Here is a 17321-nt window from a genome sequence, read left to right as displayed (position 1 = left end):
CTTCTTCGCGATGTTCATGGCCTATGCCATCGGCGCGGGCGTGGCGCCGTTCCTTGAAACCGGCCAGCGGCCCAATTTCGTCGCCGGAATCATGGCGCTGTACTTGCTTGTCAGCGGCACCGTGGCGGCGCGACGGCGCGATGCGAAGGCTGGCGCTTGGGAGGTCATCGGCCTGATCGTCACCTTGTCGATCACCGTCGCTGGGGTAATGTTGATGCGGATGGGCGCGGCCAGCACCAGCGGGACAGTGGACGGTTCGCCGCCACAGGCCTTCTTCCTGTTCACAATCGCGGGCACCTTCGCCGCCGCAGGCGAACTCAACTTCCTGGTGCGCCGCCAGCTGTCCAACGTCGCGCGGATCGCACGCCACCTTTGGCGCATGTGCTTCTCGCTGTTCATCGCCTCGGGGTCATTCTTTCTTGGGCAACAGCAGGTGTTTCCCAAGACGTTGCAAGACTCAGTGCTGCTGTTGGTGCTCGCGCTGGCGCCTTTGCCGGTGATGCTGTTCTGGCTGGGCAAGATCCGGTTCGACGCGTGGCGGCGGCGAACGAAAGCGGCGGAAACGTCGATGACATTGGGCAATTGAGTTGAACGGCGGCTTCTAACCCCAGTCGATTTTCTGCGTCTGACTCCGGATGACCGACTCTGGATCGGCAGCGGCCTTCACTGCCCCGCGCGATCCAAGGGCAGTGTTGCGGCGCTTTCCAGCCAAAAGCCGACCGTCGCCCCCTTTATCAGCCAGCCTCCCCCTATTTCGCTGGCTTCCAAAGCTGGGTCTGGCAGAAGAACGCGACGCAGCCTTTCACTTGCAACGTCCCATCGGCCTGGCGCTTGATATAGGATTTATATTCCCTGCCCGCTTCCGGACTGTAAATCGTGCCGCGCCAGCTATCGCCACTGTCCGTGAAATTGGCGAGGATCTGCAGGCCTTCGATCGGGCGATTATGCTTGGTGGGATCGGGATTGCGGAAATCGGTGGTTGGGCCTTTGGGATTGGGCTTCAGCACCTTGGTCACCCGCCCGCAAACGCCCTTGCCGCATTCCGATATCGTCACAATCGCCTTTTCCCCAACAGTCAGCCATTGCCCCGTGATCGGGGTGGCGGCATGAGCGGCGACGGGTGCCGCAAGGGCAAATAAGGAAAGCGCGAATCGCATCAGAGCAAATCCTTTGAGATGATGGCAGCGCGATATCGCATGAAGGGCAGACGATGAACGGAAAATGGACGATCGGTATCATCGGGGGAACCGGCCTGTATGCGATAGACGCCTTGGAGAACCCTGAATGGCGGACGGTGGAGAGCCCGTTTGGCGCGCCGTCGGACGATTTGCTGTTCGGGTCGATCGGCGATGTGAACCTGGTCTTCTTGCCGCGTCACGGTCGCGGTCACCGGATTTCGCCAAGCGAGCTCAATGCCCGCGCCAATATCGATGCCCTGAAACGCAGCGGCTGCACTGACATTCTGGCCATCTCTTCCATCGGCAGCTTGCGCGAGGAACTGGAGCCAGGTCGGTTCGTGGTGGTCGATCAGTTCATTGATCGCACCGTGGCCCGCCCCTCCAGCTTTTTCACCACCGGGCTGGTCGGCCATGTGTCGATGGCAGAGCCGGTTTGCCCGCGCCTGTCCGCGCTGGCGGCAGATGCCGTGGTAGCGGCTGGCGGCAAGGTAACCAAAGGCGCCACTTATGTCGCCATGGAAGGCCCGCAATTTTCCAGCCGCGCCGAAAGCCTGCTCTATCGGCAATGGGGCGCCGATGTGATCGGCATGACGGCGATGCCCGAAGCCAAGCTCGCGCGCGAGGCAGAGCTGCCTTATGCGCTGATCGGCATGGTCACCGATTATGATTGCTGGCGCGAAAGCGAAGCACATGTCGATGTCGCCGAAGTGATCGCGCAGATGCACAAAAATGGCGATACTGCGCGGCGGACCGTTTCGGCACTGATCGCGTCGCTGCCCGCCAAGCGTTCGCCCTCGCCCATCGATACCGTGCTCGATTTCGCGCTGATGACCGATCCGGCGGTTCGCGATCCAGCGCTATTGGCCAAATTGGATGCAATATTGGCGCGCGTCAGCCGGGCGTGAGACGGGAAGGTCATTGACGTTTGCGTTCGATTCGCTTTGTCTTGACTCACAAGATTGGGCGTGATGAAAAATCGATCGATCAACTTCCGCTAAACCGAGCTTATCAGTCAAAAATTGCACCTAGTCTTTTCCACTTAGCATCACCTATAGTGTCGATGTCGTTCATCGACTAACCGGGGGACAAGCCATGGCGAAGAAATTGGCAATCGTGTTAAGCGGCGGCGGGGCCAAGGGCGCGTTCCAGGTCGGCGTGCTCGACGCGCTGATCACAACGCACGGCGTGAAGCCCGACATCGCCGTCGGCACCTCAACCGGCGCGATCCAGGCGCTTGGCGTCGCGCAGGATGACATCGCCGGGCTGCTCAAGGTGTGGACCGGCATTAAGGGCAACAGCGATATCTATACCGATCGCTCCGGGCTGTTGGGGACCGTTATCTTTGGCGGCAAGGGACTGCACAACACCGCCCCGTTGCGCAAATTGCTCAAAAATTTCGCTAACCCGGCGAAGCTGGCGGCATCCAGTGTCAATCTGCAGCTGGGTGTGGTCAACCTGCAGTCGGGCGAATTCCGGACCATCGATAAGAGCGCTCCCTATATCCACGATTGGGTCTACGCCAGCTGCGCGATGCCGGTGTTTTTCGATCCGCTCGAAACCACCGACAAACAGCAATGGGTCGATGGCGGCGTGAAGGAAGTCACCCCGCTCGGCGCAGCGATGGAGCTTAACCCAAGCAACATCCTGGTGATCCGCGCGTCGCCAGTTTCCAAGCTGGCGACGACCAAGAAATATGGCGGGCTGATCCCGATCGGGCTACGCTCGGTCAATATTCTGCAAGCCGAGGTATCACGCAACGATCTCGCCAATACCGGGCTGATCAATGATCTGATCGCCGCGCGCAAAGCCATGCTCGCCCAGCTGCTGGCCACGGGAATGTCAGGCGCGGCGGCGAGCAAGCTGTTGCTGCCGCTGGATACCCAGATTGCGAAATATCGCTTCGTGCCGGTCAAGGTGATCGAACCGACCGAGGATTTTTCTGACACGCTGGAATTTGATCCCGCCAAGATTGCGCGCGCGATCAACGCCGGGCGGGCGATGGTGAACGACAATTGGGCGGAGATTGAGGCGTTTATTGGCTAACGGCGATGGCGCAGGGCAATAGGCCCCGCCACTGTTTGCAGAGCACGTTGCGATCGCACCAACGCCGGATGGCATCCCCCGCCCCCAGCGGCTACAGGCGGACGCATGCTCCGCCTGACCGAACTGACCCTGCCGCTCCACCACCCCGACGAAGCGATCCCCGCCGCGATCTGCAAACGGCTGAAGATCACCCCGCGCGAGCTGATCAAATATGTCATCGCCCGGCGCGCGCATGATGCCCGCAACAAGGCCGCGATCGAGCTGGTCTATACGGTCGACGTCAATGTGAAGAATGAAGACACGGTGCTGGCGCGGTGCCGCCGCGACAAACGCGTCCAGCGCACGCCAGACACGCGCTACAGCTTCGTCGGGAAGGCGCCCGAGGGTAGCACGGCGCTTCGCCCCGTCGTCATCGGTACGGGGCCGTGCGGGCTGTTCGCGGGCCTTATCCTCGCGCAAATGGGCTATCGGCCGATCATCCTTGATCGCGGCAAGGTGGTGCGCGAACGGACCAAGGATACCTGGGGCCTGTGGCGGCGCAGCGTGCTCAACCCCGAATCGAACGCGCAGTTTGGCGAGGGCGGCGCGGGGACTTTCTCCGACGGCAAGCTCTACAGCCGGATCAAGGACACCCGCCACCTTGACCGCAAGGTGCTGACCGAATTTGTGAAGGCAGGGGCCCCTGCCGAAATCCTCACCGAAGCGCACCCGCATATCGGCACCTTCCGGCTGGTCACGATGGTCGAGAGCATCCGCGAAACGATCGAAGGGTTGGGCGGCGAATATCGTTTCCAGACCCGCGTCGATGGCATCGACATCGCGACCGATTCAACCGGCGAGCGGCGCGTGCGCGGGCTGCATCTTCATACTGGCGACTATCTGGAGGCCGACCGGGTCGTGCTCGCCATCGGCCATAGCGCGCGCGATACCTTTGCCATGCTCCATGCAGCCGGCGTGTTCGTTGAGGCCAAGCCCTTTTCGATCGGGGTGCGCATCGAACACCCGCAAAGCTGGATCGATCGCGCGCGCTTTGGCGTGCATGCCGGGCATGAGATATTGGGTGCGGCGGAATATCACATCTCGCACCACTGCTCGAACGGGCGGACGGTCTACAGCTTTTGCATGTGCCCAGGCGGCACGGTGGTGGCGGCAACGTCGGAGGAGGGACGCGTCGCAACCAATGGCATGAGCCAATATTCGCGCAATGAACGCAACGCCAATTCGGGCTTTGTCGTCGCGATCGATCCGGCGCGTGATTATCCCGGCGATCCATTGGCAGGGCTGGCGTTCCAGCGGCACTGGGAATCGAAAGCCTATGTTGCCGGGGGATCGAACTACAAAGCACCGGCGCAGAAGCTGGGCGATTTCCTAGCCGGTAAACCGTCAGAAGCGCTGGGATCGATCGTCCCCTCTTACCGTCCGGGGGTGACGCCGACCGATCTCGCCGAGTGCCTGCCCGATTACGCGGTAGCGGCGATGCGTGAAGCAATCCCGGTTTTTGGCCGCCAAATCCCCGGCTATGACCATCCAGACGTCGTCATGACGGGGGTGGAAACGCGCACCTCTTCGCCGGTGCGCTTCACCCGCGGCGATGATTTTCAGAGCCTCAACACCAGGGGTCTGTTCCCGGCAGGCGAAGGGGCGGGCTATGCAGGCGGCATCCTGTCAGCGGCGGTTGATGGCATCAAGGTCGCAGAGGCCGTGGCCAAGAGCCTCGCCTAGCCGAGATAAACCGGCGGATCGCCCGCTACCCACGGTTTCACCCGCAGCATCGCCCGCTCAAACAGGGCCGATCCCATCTGCCGGGCCAGCCAGGGCTGCAGGTACGGCAAGGGCTGCCGATAAAACCAACCCTGGTCGACCGCGGCGAATTGCCGGATGAAAGGCATGATCGCGATATCGGTGATCGAACAGGCGTCACGCGATAGGTTGTGCTGCTGGCCGAGCCGGGCATCAAGCGGGATCAGCAGCGACACGCCGGCATCGCGGTGCGCGATCGGGTCGGCAGTGTGGCGATCCGGGTATTTGTACCGGTCGAGATGATGTTTGAAATCGCTATCGAATAGCCCGATCAGCGCACGGTCCTCGCCGCCCAGCCAGTCCTCCGGGTCGTGCCGGGCGAGCGCCCAACGCATGATGTCGATACTTTCATCGATCACCGGGCCTTTGTCCGGCACCAATACCGGCACCGTCGCCTTGGCGGAGGCGGCGATCATCTCTGGCGGCTTGTTGCCGAGCGCGACCTCGCGCAGTTCGACCGGCACGCCGCTCACCAGCAATGCCATGCGGGCACGCATCGCATAGGGGCAGCGCCTGAAGCTGTAGAGGATCGCGCTCACCGATCGTGCAGCCGCGCCAGCGCAATCCCGGCGAGATTCTGGGTGCGCTTGATATAGCGGACACGCAGCCCCTGTCCCGGCGGCACCAGCGCCATCAGACGTTCGCGATGCGCAATCGCAACGCCGCGGCATTTCGCCGTGCCAATTGCCTGCGCCACCACCCCCTTGGCATCCCCCAACAGCACATAATCACTGGTACCGCGCGCGACAGCGATGCGCATGGCATGGATCAACGCCAGCCATTCGGCATCGGCACTGCTGCCCTGGCCAAGATCGCGCAGCAGATGCACCTCTCCACCGACCACGACCGCCACCTCCATCACCCCCGGATTGGGGCGACACCCGCCATCGAAATAGATCTTCAGCGGCGCTGATGCGCCGTGCCGTGGTCCGGGGCGGTCCGGTGCCGGAGGCGGTGCACGATCCGTCATCCACCCCGCCTAGCGCTTGTCCCGCCGAAAGGAAGCGCCATTAACAATTTCCTGCTATGGCGGTGGCGGCGGCATCGGGGGGCGCAGTCCATGGCCAATTGGGCAGGACGGTATTTCAAGAACAGCAAGAGCGGGCTGGTCCTGCCAGAGCTTGCCGCGCTGGCGGCGGTAGCGCTGCTGCAGCTGGTCGGCGTGCCGCAGCTGGAGCGGTTGGGGCTGTTGCTGTTCGATAGCTATCAGCGCGCCGCCCCCCGCCCCTATGAAGAAGCACCCGTCCGCATCGTCGATATCGATGATGAATCGATCCGGCGCCTCGGCCAATGGCCCTGGCCGCGCACCGACATCGCCGATCTGACCAAGCGGATCGCCGATGCAGGCGCTGCATCGATCGCCTATGACATCGTGTTTTCAGAGCCCGATCGCACCTCGCCCGGTCGCATCGCCACACATTTACAACGCACTGGTAGCGACGCGGCCGCGCTCGCGGCCCTGCGCGCCCTGCCCGATAATGATGCGACACTGGCCGCCGCGATTGCCAACGCGCCCGTCACACTCGGCTATTTTCTGGGCCAGGACGGCGATGGCCCCAAGGTTGAACCCAAGGCCGGGCTGGCGATGGCTGGGAGCTCCCCCGCCAGTGCAGTGCAGCGCTTTTCCAGCGCGATTGAGCCGCTGCCCGCGTTGCGTGATGCCGGGGCGGGGGCGGGCTTTGTCAGCCTGATCGGCGACCGCGACGGGATCGTCCGCAAAATCCCGCTGATCGCCGCGCAACAGGAACAATTGCTCCCCGCGCTGTCGCTCGACGCTTTGCGCACTGCGCAGGAAGCCGGATCAGTCATCGTCAAATCAACCGATGCGAGTGGCGAATTGGGCAGCGAGCTTGGTGCTGGGGCGACCGAAGTCGTGTCGATCAAGGTCGGCCAATTCACGGTACCAACCACGCCCGCTGGCGAATTATGGATGTATTTCACGCAGCCGCATCCCGCGCGGACGATTCCGGCCTGGAAAATCCTGACCGGCGCGCTCAGCCCCACTGAACTGCGAACTGCGTTTGACGGGCGGATCGTGCTGATCGGCACGGGTGCTGCGGGTTTGCGCGATCTGGTCGCCACGCCGCTGCAGGACCGCGAATTGGGCGTGATGGTCCATACCCAGGCGATCGAGCAGATGATCCTTGGCCGCTATTTGGTGCGTCCCGATTGGGCGATCGGGCTGGAACGCAGCCTGTTGCTGGTGTTGGGCCTGGTGCTCGCGCTGCTGCTCCCTCGGCTGGGCGCGATGCGTGGCGCGGTCCTTGGCGTGGTCGCGATTGGCGGGATGATGATCGGCAGCTGGGGCGCGTTTCTGCGCTACCATTATCTGCTTGATCCGACCTATCCGGTGATCGCACTGTTGCTCGTCTATATCGTCGGCACGGGGGTCACCTTTTACCGCGAGGAACGTCAGCGCGCCTATATTCACCGCGCGTTTGACCGGTATCTGTCCCCCACCCTTGTCAAACGGATCGTCGATGATCCCGGCCAGCTCGAACTGGGCGGCGAAGTGCGCGAAATGACGGTGTTGTTCTGCGATATCCGCCGTTTCTCCAGCATTTCCGAGACCATGGGGCCGCAGGAGATCATCCGATTCCTAATCGCCTTCCTGACGCCGATGTGCGACATCCTGCTCGCCCGCCAGGCCACGATCGACAAATTTATCGGGGATGCGATCCTTGCCTTCTGGAACGCGCCGCTCGACGATCCCGATCAGCACACCAACGCCGCGCGCGGGGCGCTGGAAATGGTCGCGAAGCTTGAAGCGATGAATCAAGTGATGGCCATGCAAACCGCAACGCCGTGGCCGCCCGCCGTGCAGATCGGCATCGGCCTGAATGCAGGGCCCTGCTGCGTGGGCAATATGGGATCGGCGCAACGCCTGTCCTATTCGCTGATCGGCGATACCGTGAACCTCGCCTCCCGGCTGGAGGGGCTGACCAAATATTATCATGTGCCGATCATCATCGGTGCAGCGTTACGGCGCGATATCACTGCTTTTGCGACGGTGCCAATTGATCGGGTGCGCGTGGTGGGGCGCGGTGCGGCGGAGGAGATTTATGCGCTGCTCGGCGATGAGGAGGTCGCCATCAGCCCTGCTTTCCGGCGGATCGAGCGGCTGCACGCGGAGATCATGGCCGCTTATTGGGCGCAGCAATGGGCAGAGGCGCTGGCGCTGATCGACGCGGCGGCACCGCTTGTCTCAGGGTTCAGCCTGGCGCATCAGCATCAGATCATCGCGGGACGGATTACCGATTTTCAGCAGAATCCGCCCGGCGATGACTGGGACGGCGTTTTTAACGCGAACGAAAAATAACGCGGCCTGCCTTACGGGGTCGGGCTGTTTGGGCTTGGCTGGTTCGGGCTTGGCCGGGTCGGCCGTTCACCCTTGTCGTTTTCAAAGAAATCATCGACCACAGGATTGCGCTGCAACACTTGGCGTTCTTCCGCAGCAATCTGTGCGGCGCTGGTGCCCAGCATGTCGCTCAGCATCGCCGATCCAGCGCGCGACATCAAAAACGGCCCGATTAGGGGCTGGCCAGCACCAGGCACAAACACGGCATGACCAGGTTGTTCAACGGGCACCGTCTTGTCGCCGACGGTCACATCAATCGCCCCCGGGGTTTCGCCGCCTTGCGCATTGGCGCCGGGCCCGCGCAGCAGGATCAGCGAGGCGGTCTGTGGATCACCGGCATAGCGGCCAAGCCCCGCTTCCCGCCGGGCGATCATCAAGGCGGCGGCCCCCACCGCCCCTTCAACGATCGTGCCACGCACCCCAATGGTGGCGACCGGCGTGCGAATGGACGACTGGCCTGGATTGGCATGCAACGCCCGGCTCGACATGAAGCGAAATGTGCCGCGCGCAACCGATACCCCGACCGCGCTGGCTTTACGGTTCGGATCATAAACGAAGCGATCCACCTTGATCCGCGAATTGCTGCCCAGGGCAAAGATTGTCCGATCAAGCAGCAACACCTGCAAGCGGCTCGCCCTGCCGGTATCGATATCATTGCCCAGCGAAACGCGTTCCTTGACGACCGCGCGGTGCCGCACCGGCTGCGCCTGCGTTGTCATCGTCACGTCGTTGATCACGGCGGCATTGGCGCCAACGGTTTGCGCGGCCGCCGGCAAAGCAGCCAGCAATGTGGCCAGCGCACCAAGCGCGGCGGCGCTGATCAGGGTGATCCGCTTGGGCATGCGATCGCTCCTCATTTGCCGAAATTCCACACCAACTGCACGTCGACGCCGAAACTATCATAATCGCGCAGGAAGCTGGCCTGATTATAGTCGCGCCGCGTGTGGCTGACGCCGCCCTCTACACCAAAGCCATTGCCGAATATCGGCATGCCGAGCGCAGCCCGCGTGAAAAAGCGGGTTTCCTGTCGGTCTGTGATGAACAGCGCGTCGCGAAAATCGACAAATCTGATCGTCGAGGAAAGTGCGCCGTAACCGCCAGCATGGCCGATTGGCTGGCGGAAGGCGCTGTACACCCGGGCGCCGCGATAACCGAGATAATCGGTATCGGCGGTCTTATCCTCAACCGCCGCCCCGATCACCCATTGGGCGTTCCTGCGGGTGGTGGCGCTATAATCGATCGCGAGATCATAGCGCCCGCCATTGCGGGAGAAAAATGGCAGAGAGCCGACATAATCCTGACGGACCGCTTCCCCGCGCAGGGCGATCCGCCCCGTGCGACCGGTCGTGACCGCCATTTCGGCCTGGCCGCCATATTCGGTGACAAACGGCGCGCCCTGCAGCCGGGCATGTTCGACCACGCCGCCCAGCGAAAAGCCGAAACCCCCGGTTTGCCGACCATAGCCCGCCCGCACCGCGCCGATCTGATAATCAAGCCCCGAGGGGCCAAGTGCATTCTTGGTCTGGCCCCATAAGCCGCCGTAAAGATAGCTTTGGCCAAGCGCCACGCGCCCATCAATCTGCCCGGCGGCGATGAAGGAAAAATCATCATCGGCCACGCTGCCGAGGCCAGGGAAATTAAACGCCACCGACAAGGCACCAAGCGCGTCGGTATCATAGGCAAAGCCAATCGCCAGCTTGCCGGCCAAAGCCCGGGGTGCTGCCGCCACGCCGGTCGGGCGTTCAAGCGCGCCACAGGCGTCGACCGCGATCCGCCAATCGCCTTCGTCAATCTGTGCCGGATTGATCTTGGCGAGTTCAATTTGGGCGCGGGCACGATCATCAAGGCGGCACAGGGTTGTGACATAATATAGCCGAAGCCGCGTGGTCGCAGCGCCGGGCTGGGCAAGCAACGCCCGCTCCATCGTCGCTGCCGCTGCGATCAAATCGCCCGTATCACTTTGTTCGCGCGCGAGTCGCAGGGCGGCGTCAGGATCATTGGCGGTATCGATAATCGCATCGAGATCATCGGTAGGGCTGGCCTGCTGTGCCTGTGCCGGCGATGCCGCAGCGAGCAAGACTCCACATGAAAACGCCAGAAAACCGGCATATTTCAGATCGTTTAGGCCCTTCATCTTTCCCCCCAAAGACAGCGAAGCGATCCGTTTTCAGCCGTCGATCGGGTTTCCCCTCAAAGGCGATTGGCACTGTAGCGGTGTCAGTCCACCGCCACAGTGCCGAAGTCGATCAGGCCTGGCCATGGTGCTGGACCCGGCCTGCGGTCAGGTCAACCACCGCAGGCCGGGCCGAGGTGCCAACAGTCCCGCACCGGGAAAGCAAAGATGCGCGCGTCCTTACCCTGCCGCTAGCGCCGCGAGCAGCAGCAACGCGACGATGTTGGTGATCTTGATCATCGGGTTGACCGCGGGGCCTGCCGTATCCTTGTACGGATCGCCGACGGTGTCGCCGGTAACAGCGGCCTTGTGCGCCTCGCTCCCCTTGCCGCCATGATTGCCGTCTTCGATATATTTCTTGGCATTGTCCCACGCGCCGCCGCCCGAGGTCATCGAAATGGCGACGAACAGGCCCGAGACGATCACGCCAAGCAGCATCGCGCCGAGCGCCGCAAAGCCCTCTGCCTGACCCGCCACGCCGGTGATGATGAAATACACTGCGATCGGGCTGAGCACGGGCAGCAGGCTGGGGACGATCATCTCGGCGATCGCTGCCTTGGTGACCAAGTCCACGGTGCGGGCATAATCGGGGCGGCTGGTGCCAGCCATAATGCCCGGATTGTCGCGGAACTGGGCGCGGACGTCTTCGACCACGGAACCGGCTGCGCGACCGACCGCCGTCATGCCCATCGCCCCGAACAGATAGGGCAGCAGCGCGCCGAGCAGGAGTCCTACGATGACATAAGGGTTGCTGAGCTGGAAATTGACGGTGAGCGACGGGAAGTCGCGCGCTAAGTCCGACGTATAGGCGTTGAACAGCACCAGCGCGGCGAGTGCCGCCGAGCCGATCGCATAGCCCTTGGTCACCGCCTTGGTGGTGTTGCCGACCGCATCCAACGCATCGGTGCGGTGACGAACATCGTCGGGCAGGCCAGCCATTTCGGCAATGCCACCGGCATTGTCGGTCACCGGGCCATAAGCGTCGAGCGCCACGACCATGCCGGCCTGCGCCAGCATCGCGGTTGCGGCAAAGGCAATGCCGATCACGCCCGCGAGCTGATAAGCCGCGATCACCGCGACAACGATGACCAGCGTCGGCAGTGCAGGCGATTCAAGGCTGACGGCGAGGCCCTGGATCACGTTGGTGCCATGGCCGGTCTCCGACGCCTTGGCAATGCTGCGCACCGGGCGGAAGCCGGTGCCGGTGTAATATTCGGTGATCCAAACCAGCAGGCCAGTGACGGCCAGACCAATCATCATGCACCAGAACAGCGCCATGCCGGTGGTGGTGGTTGCCGCGACCCCTGCCGCTGCCTCCGCCGTCAGTGCGCCGCCATCGAGGAAGCTGTTGCCGCCGATCACTGCATTCATGTCGCCCAGCGTATATTGCGTGGCGAAATAAATGGCAGGCACCGACAGGCCGACGCTGAGCCAGAAGCCCTTGTAAAGCGCGCCCATGATGTTGTTGCTGCTGCCCAGCCGGACCGCATAGGTGCCGATGATCGAGGTGATGATGCACACGCCGCCAACGATCAGCGGCAGGGTCATCACTTCAAGCAGCTTGTCGGCATTGGCGAGCGCCAGCGCGACCGAGATCATCGTCACGCCAAAGGTGACGACATAGGTTTCGAACAAATCGGCAGCCATACCGGCGCAGTCGCCGACATTGTCACCGACGTTATCGGCGATGGTCGCGGGGTTGCGGGGGTCATCCTCAGGGATTCCGGCTTCAACCTTGCCAACCAGATCGGCGCCGACGTCTGCGGCCTTGGTGAAGATACCGCCACCGAGACGCGCGAAGATCGAGATGAGCGAGGAGCCAAAAGCAAGGCCCGTCAGCGCCTTGACGACGATCTGCGCACCGGCATTCGCGCCATCGGGCCCGGCCAGATACCAGAACACGCCCGAAATTGAGAGCAGGCCGAGCCCGGCCACCAGCATGCCAGTGATCGCACCCGCGCGGAATGCCATGGTCAGGCCGCCCTGCAACGAGGTGCGGGCTGCCTCTGCCGTGCGGACGTTCGCGCGGACCGAGATGTTCATGCCGATATAGCCGGCGACGCCCGAAAGGATCGCGCCGATCGCGAAGCTGACCGCCGAAACGGGTGCGCCCATGCCGTCGATCAACAGCCAGACCAGCGCGAGCATGATCACGCCGACAATGGCGATCGTCCGATACTGGCGACCAAGATAGGCCTGCGCGCCTTCCTGCACAGCAGCGGCGATATCGCGCATCTTCTCATTGCCCGCCGGGGCAGCAAGTACCTGTCGACTGGTGATGATGCCGTAGAGCACAGCCAGCAGCCCACAAACCATGGCCGCATAGACGATCGTCATTCGCGAAATCCTTCCCCGTTTTTGTGCTGATGGCCGCCTTGACGCAGGCGTGTACCCCCTTCAGCTTATCCCTGTGCGAGGGACCTATAATGGGCGCTGTCGGGAGCGCAAGCGCCGTCAGACGCCGTGCAGATATCCGAGTCGGACGGGCAACGGCACCGGATCGCCGCCATCAACCAGCGTGAGGCCCGATCCGGTCGAAAACGCGCCGACCCGGCGTGCTGGCACCGCCAGCGTGGCGGTTGCCGCGAACAAGAGCTGGTAATCATCCCCCGCCGTCGCAGCGGCCAGCCGCGCGGTACGATCGTCCCCGGCATGGCTGCGATACGCATCGGATAGCGGCATGGCGGCCAGATCGATCGTCAGCGCAAGGCCACTCGCGGTCGCCATCCGCGCGGCATCGATCAGCAGCCCGTCGGACACGTCCATCATCGCATGGACGTGCGCGGCGAGGATTCGCCCCTCCCCCAGCCGGGGCAGCGGGCGACGATAAGCATTAAGTAATGCATCAGGACCCGGTGCCCCTTGCGCAATCGCGAGGCCAGCGGGATCGCCGGCCAATCGCTTCGCGATCGTCAATCCGGCTCCCCCATCGCCGATCGTGCCGGTGACGAACAACCCGTCCCCCACCCGCGCACCGCTGCGGCTGGGGGCGTGGGTGGCGTGGCCGATCGCGGTGAGCGTCAACACGCGCGGCGCGCCCAGAGGCAGCGACACGGTATCCCCGCCGAGCAGCTGGCACCCCATCTGGCGCAGCGCCGCGTCGAACCCGGCGAGGAAATCGCGATCCCAGGCGTCTTTTCCGAGCGGATAGTTGAGCAGCACGCCGACCGGATCAGCGCCCTTGGCGGCAAGATCCGACAGATTCACCGCCAGCAATTTCCACGCGACATCATATGCGGGATCGGTGCTGAGGAAATGCACTCCCTCCACCATTGTATCAGTGGTGAAGACGGAGTTGCCCAAGCGCGCGACATCGTCCGAAAGGCCCTGCGCACCGGGATGGAGCGGGAGCGTGCGCAAGGCGGTGAGGAAATCGGCTTCGGTCATGGGGCGGTGGTAGCGCGGGTTGGCGGCGGTGTCTGCTTTTGGGTGTAAAAGCGACATGATCATAAATAAGCTGATCAGATGCGAAATCCAACGATTATGTCGTTGTTTGGATTTGCTACAACTTGCGAACAAAGCTGGCCGGAAGGCGGTGTGGTTGATTCGAGGGAGTTATTGGCGAGCGATACTGCGGGTCTGCAATGGTCAGAGCCGATGGCAGAAAAATCAGGCTGCGTTCAGGCTTACCGCATATACCAACCCTCAGACGGAACAGTAATGGTGGATGGATTACATGGTTTACGGTCTCGTGCTTTCGGCTTCGCTCTTGATGACGGCACTATCTTCGGCGCCGGAAGACGACGTTTTGCACCTTCTGCAATTGGCTGTTCCGGCAAGCAATGACACGGTCAAGAATTTTCGGACGGTGACGAGTGCTATCCGTACTTGCGAGGAAGCGCGCCAGATCGGCCAGTCGCTGAACGCTGAAATTACCGAGAATGACTCTTTGCCCTTCTCTACACTTCCGCCGAAGGTAATGGAGTTGCTGCGCGATCTTCCGACCGGCCGGGCAACCCCTGTGTTTGGGACGCCGCAAACAACGATGAAGGTTCTGGTGATCTGCGCGCGCAAACCTGCGCAAGCTGCTGCGCCAATGTAATCTTGGTGCATGACGACGCCGTCGTGCGCTAACGTCCGTCGTTCAATCTTCCTCGTAGATCAGCAGGTCGCCCGGCTGGCACTGCAATTCGCGGCAGATCGCTTGCAGCGTGGAGAAGCGGATCGCCCTGGCCTTGCCGGTCTTTAGGATCGAGAGATTCGCAAGCGTCAGCCCGACGCGATCGGCCAGTTCGGTTAAGGTCATGCGCCGCTCGTGAAGCAGGTCGTCGAGCTTAACCGTGATTGATGTGCCCTCGTCATCGGCTGGCATTAGACGGTCCCTTTCAGATCCGCGCGCATCGCGGCCCCGTGACGAAAAATGCGAGCGAGAATAAAGAGGACGATGACAATCAAGACTGCATCGAGATCGTAAATGCTGAAATCGGGCCACTTTCCGTTGTCCGCTCCCTTGTCCACCAGGTTGGCGACGTAAAAGCGCAGCCCTCCGACAATCACGGCGAGAATCTTCACACCGAGAAATAGCCACGCCATCACGTTCAGGCGTTTCGCATTTTCGGGCGTGAACGGGTCACCTTCGCCGGCGCTCACGATAATGGCGCGCAGCTTGCCAAAGAACTGAAACAGCGCCGCAAGGATCAGCGACATAAGGGTCAATAAAGCTACAGCCGAAACGGGAGATGCCTCTATCACACCACCTTTATTCGCACCGCCAAGCCCAGGCAGCATGTCGTTGCTGACGAGCACGACAACAGGAATGAGGATAAAAACAATGCCTCCTACCAGTGCGCTTGCCCCTTGAAGGAGCTTGGTCAGCAATTTTCCGGAAAGGAGTAGGGCGTCTTTTGAACTCTCGGTCATGAGAAAGTCTCCAGTCTTGGCGAACGGCAATGGGGCGTCGAAGGCTTTCAAGCTATCCGATCTCGGCGACGGGGATGACCGAGGAAGGACCCTGCGTTGGCGCCATCCAGCAACCGACGATCGTTGTGGCGGGCGCGGTACCAACGATGATTGAGGCCAGAGCGGCAACACGTGCAATGAGCGGTTAAGGCATATCGAAAGCCTGACATATTTTTATCGATTATCGATGCGCCATGTCTGCCCGTTCGTCAAGGGATTTATTGATAAACGATATCATTTATCGACCTTCGATGATCACGACGCATTGTCGTTACCCGCCGTTTCGGTTGCCTATGCCCAGTTCATAGGTCCGAGCGCCGCTGAGCAGCCAGCTCTCAAGCGCTTGGTATTGAAGACAGCTAACGAACGGCACATTTGCGCCAGCCTGATGCGTGAACGTCCAAATTGTCGGTTGGATGAGGGCAACGAACGGCTGATAGGGGGGCGAAAGGCTCCGCGCTGGGCAGGGAGGCCAAAAAAGCTGAGGATTACCGCTTCGCGCCTTCCGCCCGCGTCAGCGTCAACGCCGCAAACCGGGAGAGCGTGCCGGCGCGATCCTCGTCAATGGTCCACGTCCAACCCTTGGTTGCCGGGTTGTAGGTCATCGTTGTTCGCGTAAAGCTGCCGTCGGGGTTGGTGAACACGAAGGGGAGCTGGTCGCCAGTTTTGGAAGCAAGTCCGATAGACTGGGTCGATAGTCCGCCAAAGTCGTCCAGCCAGACAATGCCATATTTGGCCGTTGGCTGATTCCACCCAATGTAAACCGTCGCCTCATATCTTGGTCGGCCATTCGGCCGCCGATCGCGTGAAATTTCGTGTAAGCGAAGATACTGGTGCTGATTCACCCATTCAACGTCGAGGTCATCGGTCGTCGCCTCGCCCGCGACGGTCCCAGTAATGACCCAAGCACCCTCCAGCTTATCCAGCAGCGCATCCTGCAATATCGGCTGCTCTGCTTCGGTTGGACCAGCGAAAGCCAGCGCAACGACGGCTAAACAAAGCATCTTACCGGATTTGACGATCATTGTTTTCACATCCTGCCAGCGTGCCTGGACAATGTGTAATCGTCGGGAACGGCAAAAAGAAAGGCTTTAAACAGTTGCGCTGGCCAGGCGTCGGCCCGGTCACTTTTCTCGCTTGGCACCATCCAGCGCGCGGTCCGTGCGCGCGGCTTCGGTGGCGCGTGCGGATTTTTCTGCTTTGGTGCGCCCGAAGGCAGCACGATTGGCGCAGGCCGTCGCCTCGGCCGCCGCGCGCGCCTTCGCCTTGCGGGCGGTCCGCAGGTTGATGATGTCGGTCACCGCGCCACCCTTAACTTGCCCGGACAACCTTGCTGATTGCGTCAAGCAGGCCGTTGACGAACCCCGATTCGCGCTTGTCGTAAAAGGCGTGCGCCACATCGACATATTCAGTGATCACGGCCCCCGTCGGCACATCGGCGCGCGCAAGCAACTCATAAGTGCCGCACCGCAAAATCGCCTTCATCGGCTTGTCGAGGCGTTCGAGCGTCCAGCCAGTGGCGAGCTTGCCCGCGATCGTCGCATCAATCTCTCCCCCGCGCGCCAACACGCCTTTGACGACGTCATCGAAGAAATCGACATCGGCCTCGGCATATTGAGCGTCCTCAATCTCGGCACCAAGCCGGTGATTGTGGAACTCATGCAGCAATTGCGCGAGCGGGGTCTGTTCCATGTCATGCTGGTAAAGCGCCTGGACAGCGGCAAGCCGGGCGGCGGCGCGGGCCTTGCTGCGGGCAGCGGTGCGGGGGTTGGATTTTGTCATGCGATTTCCATAAGCCGGGTTGTCATCAAATCCCAAACCGTTCGTGTCGAGCGAAGTCGAGATACCCTGCGCGGCGCTAGCGGCACGC

18 protein-coding genes are annotated in these 17321 nt (G+C 62.0%); 6 read left to right on the top strand and 12 right to left on the bottom strand.

Translation table 11 applies throughout. From position 1 onward, the window contains the following. The coding region (locus B7Y43_RS16880) for a hypothetical protein (RefSeq protein ID WP_374132848.1) at positions 1-586 on the top strand (586 nt) is incomplete at its 5' end. A 163-nt stretch (positions 587-749) separates the two neighbouring features. On the opposite strand, the gene B7Y43_RS16875 is transcribed toward B7Y43_RS16880, so the two are convergent. Next, positions 750-1157 carry a DUF2147 domain-containing protein gene (locus B7Y43_RS16875; RefSeq protein ID WP_374132847.1) on the bottom strand — a complete coding sequence of 136 codons (408 nt, stop codon included), beginning with the start codon at positions 1155-1157 and terminating at the stop codon, positions 750-752. 53 nt (positions 1158-1210) lie between these two features. On the opposite strand from B7Y43_RS16875, the gene mtnP reads away from it, so the two are divergent. The 3 genes from mtnP (at position 1211) to B7Y43_RS16860 (ending at position 4943) form a co-directional block, all read left to right on the top strand. Continuing rightward, a complete protein-coding gene (mtnP, locus tag B7Y43_RS16870; RefSeq protein ID WP_374132846.1) occupies positions 1211-2083 on the top strand; it encodes an S-methyl-5'-thioadenosine phosphorylase in 873 nt (290 codons plus the stop codon). Positions 2084-2270: 187 nt separating this feature from the next. Then, positions 2271-3221, top strand: a complete 951-nt coding sequence (locus tag B7Y43_RS16865; RefSeq protein WP_374132845.1) for a patatin-like phospholipase family protein — start codon at positions 2271-2273, stop codon at positions 3219-3221. Between the two features lie 105 nt (positions 3222-3326). Continuing rightward, on the top strand, positions 3327-4943 hold the full coding sequence (locus B7Y43_RS16860; protein WP_374132844.1) for an NAD(P)/FAD-dependent oxidoreductase: 1617 nt from the start codon (positions 3327-3329) through the stop codon (positions 4941-4943). Here the strand turns inward: B7Y43_RS16860 and B7Y43_RS16855 are convergent. After that, positions 4940-5560: a glutathione S-transferase gene (locus B7Y43_RS16855; protein WP_374132843.1), complete on the bottom strand. Its 621-nt coding sequence runs from the start codon at positions 5558-5560 to the stop codon at positions 4940-4942. The genes B7Y43_RS16860 and B7Y43_RS16855 overlap by 4 nt on opposite strands. Then, a complete protein-coding gene (locus B7Y43_RS16850; RefSeq protein WP_374132842.1) occupies positions 5557-5991 on the bottom strand; it encodes a reverse transcriptase-like protein in 435 nt (144 codons plus the stop codon). Before B7Y43_RS16850 ends, B7Y43_RS16855 begins: the two co-directional genes overlap by 4 nt. A gap of 90 nt (positions 5992-6081) precedes the next feature. Here B7Y43_RS16850 and B7Y43_RS16845 point away from each other — a divergent pair, with 90 nt between their 5' ends. Beyond that, positions 6082-8340 carry a CHASE2 domain-containing protein gene (locus B7Y43_RS16845; RefSeq protein WP_374132841.1) on the top strand — a complete coding sequence of 753 codons (2259 nt, stop codon included), beginning with the start codon at positions 6082-6084 and terminating at the stop codon, positions 8338-8340. Positions 8341-8351: 11 nt separating this feature from the next. Here the strand turns inward: B7Y43_RS16845 and B7Y43_RS16840 are convergent, their stop codons facing one another. From B7Y43_RS16840 to thiL, 4 genes are all read right to left on the bottom strand, one after another. Continuing rightward, the gene (locus B7Y43_RS16840) at positions 8352-9221 is read right to left on the bottom strand and encodes a FecR domain-containing protein (RefSeq protein ID WP_374132840.1); all 870 of its coding nucleotides are present in this window, start codon (positions 9219-9221) and stop codon (positions 8352-8354) included. Positions 9222-9232: 11 nt separating this feature from the next. After that, on the bottom strand, positions 9233-10513 hold the full coding sequence (locus tag B7Y43_RS16835; RefSeq protein WP_374132839.1) for a hypothetical protein: 1281 nt from the start codon (positions 10511-10513) through the stop codon (positions 9233-9235). Positions 10514-10732: 219 nt separating this feature from the next. Further along, positions 10733-12889 (bottom strand): sodium/proton-translocating pyrophosphatase, encoded by a 2157-nt coding sequence (locus B7Y43_RS16830; RefSeq protein WP_374132838.1) that lies wholly within the window; start codon positions 12887-12889, stop codon positions 10733-10735. Positions 12890-13006: 117 nt separating this feature from the next. After that, a complete protein-coding gene (gene thiL, locus B7Y43_RS16825; protein ID WP_374132849.1) occupies positions 13007-13939 on the bottom strand; it encodes a thiamine-monophosphate kinase in 933 nt (310 codons plus the stop codon). A gap of 289 nt (positions 13940-14228) precedes the next feature. Here thiL and B7Y43_RS16820 point away from each other — a divergent pair, with 289 nt between their 5' ends. Then, positions 14229-14594: a hypothetical protein gene (locus B7Y43_RS16820; RefSeq protein WP_374132837.1), complete on the top strand. Its 366-nt coding sequence runs from the start codon at positions 14229-14231 to the stop codon at positions 14592-14594. Positions 14595-14636: 42 nt separating this feature from the next. Here the strand turns inward: B7Y43_RS16820 and B7Y43_RS16815 are convergent, their stop codons facing one another. From B7Y43_RS16815 to nusB, 5 genes are all read right to left on the bottom strand, one after another. Continuing rightward, positions 14637-14864 (bottom strand): helix-turn-helix transcriptional regulator, encoded by a 228-nt coding sequence (locus tag B7Y43_RS16815; RefSeq protein WP_374132836.1) that lies wholly within the window; start codon positions 14862-14864, stop codon positions 14637-14639. Further along, the gene (locus tag B7Y43_RS16810; protein WP_374132835.1) at positions 14864-15463 is read right to left on the bottom strand and encodes a DUF2975 domain-containing protein; all 600 of its coding nucleotides are present in this window, start codon (positions 15461-15463) and stop codon (positions 14864-14866) included. The genes B7Y43_RS16815 and B7Y43_RS16810 overlap by 1 nt, the downstream gene beginning before the upstream one ends. A gap of 476 nt (positions 15464-15939) precedes the next feature. After that, the gene (locus tag B7Y43_RS16805; RefSeq protein WP_374132834.1) at positions 15940-16476 is read right to left on the bottom strand and encodes a hypothetical protein; all 537 of its coding nucleotides are present in this window, start codon (positions 16474-16476) and stop codon (positions 15940-15942) included. Between the two features lie 99 nt (positions 16477-16575). Continuing rightward, entirely contained in the window at positions 16576-16752 is a 177-nt protein-coding gene (locus tag B7Y43_RS16800; RefSeq protein ID WP_374132833.1) for a DUF4169 family protein, read from the bottom strand. A 10-nt stretch (positions 16753-16762) separates the two neighbouring features. Beyond that, positions 16763-17233 carry a transcription antitermination protein NusB gene (nusB, locus tag B7Y43_RS16795; RefSeq protein ID WP_374132832.1) on the bottom strand — a complete coding sequence of 157 codons (471 nt, stop codon included), beginning with the start codon at positions 17231-17233 and terminating at the stop codon, positions 16763-16765. Between the last annotated feature and the right edge of the window lie 88 nt (positions 17234-17321).

This window comes from Sphingomonas sp. 28-62-20 (assembly GCF_002281505.1).
This window is presented reverse-complemented; position numbering and strand designations above follow the sequence as displayed.